Genomic DNA, 2,006 nt, shown 5'->3' on the forward strand with positions numbered 1-2,006 from the left:
AGATTAAATAACATTAGACTTAGCTAATTTATTTAAGTAAGGTGTAGGCGTTTTCGATCATTCAGCAGGAGAAATCCATGAGCAAAATCGTGATTATTGGTGGGGTTGCTGGCGGTGCATCTGCAGCAGCTCGCGCTCGTCGTCTTAGTGAAGACGCAGAAATCATTATGTTTGAACGCGGTCCATTTGTGTCATTTGCAAACTGTGGCTTACCCTATCACATTGGTGGCGATATCCAAGAGCGCAGCAAACTGCTTCTTCAAACGCCTGAAAGCTTTCTAGCGCGTTTCAATGTTGATGTCCGTGTGATGAACGAAGTGGTTTCTATTAACCGTCAAGACAAAACGGTTACGGTTAACAATTTGCTTGATGGCTCGGAATACCAAGAGAGCTACGACTTTCTTCTACTTAGCCCTGGCGCAGGTCCAGTTGTGCCGCCTATTCCGGGTATTGATAACCCGTTAACACACTCGCTGCGCAATATTCCAGATATGGATCGCATCATTAAAACGATCGAAACCAACAAAGTTGAACACGCTACGGTCGTTGGTGGTGGTTTTATCGGTTTGGAAATGATGGAAGCCTTCCACCAGCTAGGCATAAAAACCACATTAGTTGAAATGGCGGATCAAGTGATGACGCCCGTTGACCGTGAAATGGCTGGCTTCGCACATGCTGAAATTCGTGAGAAAGGCATCGACCTTAAACTTGGCGTCGCACTTGAGTCGGTGAAATTCGTACCTAACGAGCACGTGGCAAGTTTCGACTCTGGTGAGAGCGAAAAACACCAACATCTAGAAGGTGAATTGGAATTAACACTAAACAGCGGTGAAAGACTCACCACCGATATTTTGATTATGGCAATTGGTGTTCGCCCCGAGACCAAATTAGCAAAAGAAGCTGGCTTAGAAATCGGCGCTCTTGGTGGTATTTATATCAATGAATACATGCAAACCAGCGATCCTTCGATCTACGCTGTCGGCGACGCGGTAGAAGAGAAAGACTTTGTGACTGGCGAGCAAACTCTAGTGCCACTTGCGGGCCCGGCAAACCGCCAAGGCCGAATGGCAGCAGACAACATGCTTGGCCGCCAAGAAACTTACCAAGGTACGCAAGGCACGGCGATCTGTAAGATTTTTGATTTAGCCGTCGCTTCTACTGGTAAAAACGAGAAACAGCTGAAACGTGAAAACATCGCTTATGAAAAAGTGTATGTGCATACAGCAAGTCACGCGAGTTACTACCCAGGTGCAGAAACCGTGTCATTCAAAATGCTGTTTGATCCAGTAACAGGTAAAATATTAGGTGCGCAAGCAGTAGGTAAAGACGGTGTTGATAAACGTATCGACGTAATGGCAGTTGCTCAGCGTGCTGGTATGACGGTAGAGCAACTGCAACACCTCGAGCTAACTTACGCGCCACCTTATGGCTCTGCTAAAGATGTAATTAACCAAGCGGCGTTTGTGGCAAATAACATCATCAAAGGCGATGCGACCGCGATTCATTATGATGAAATGGATTCACTGACAGAAGACCAACTGTTACTTGATGTTCGTAATCCTGGTGAATTGGAGTCCGTTGGTTATCTTGAAGGTGCAATTAATATTCCTGTCGATCAACTACGTCGTCGCATGCACGAACTTCCTAAAGACAAAGAGATCGTGATTTACTGTCAAGTTGGGTTACGCGGTAACGTAGCATACCGTCAGCTGGTCAACAATGGTTACAAAGCCCGCAACTTGATTGGTGGATACAGAACTCTCAAATTTGCTCGCTTATAACTTGATAATAAAAAAGAGAAAACCACGTGCTTGGTTTTCTCTTTTTTTGCAGGAAAGAAAGCGTAGATCATTCACCTTCAATTGCCAAACGGACTGCTGCTTGAGCATGGATAGAAGTGGTATCAAGTAGTGTAACCTCGGTGTGACTTTGGTTTACAAGTAAGGCAATTTCAGTGCACCCGAGAATCACAGCTTCAGCTCCGTGCTCTTTTAGTTTTTCAATAA

General features: G+C 45.2%; 2 protein-coding genes. One reads left to right on the forward strand and one right to left on the reverse strand.

What is annotated here, in order from left to right; translation table 11 throughout:
* Nucleotides 1–77: 77 nt before the first annotated feature.
* Complete coding sequence (locus CAG68_RS08015; protein WP_086047386.1) at nt 78–1,781, forward strand: FAD-dependent oxidoreductase; 1,704 nt, start codon at nt 78–80, stop codon at nt 1,779–1,781.
* A gap of 67 nt (nt 1,782–1,848) precedes the next feature.
* Here CAG68_RS08015 and CAG68_RS08020 read toward each other — a convergent pair.
* On the reverse strand, nt 1,849–2,006 hold a 158-nt coding region (locus CAG68_RS08020), incomplete at its 5' end, for an aspartate/glutamate racemase family protein (RefSeq protein WP_202599889.1).

Source organism: Vibrio sp. V42_P2S4T144, from assembly GCF_009904715.1.
GTDB classification, from domain to species: Bacteria; Pseudomonadota; Gammaproteobacteria; order Enterobacterales; family Vibrionaceae; genus Vibrio; species Vibrio alginolyticus.

What these genes read in the sequence shown, in the direction of transcription:
- CAG68_RS08015 (WP_086047386.1), top strand. Translation starts at nt 78, where the DNA reads ATGAGCAAAATCGTGATTATTGGTGGGGTTGCTGGCGGTGCATCTGCA.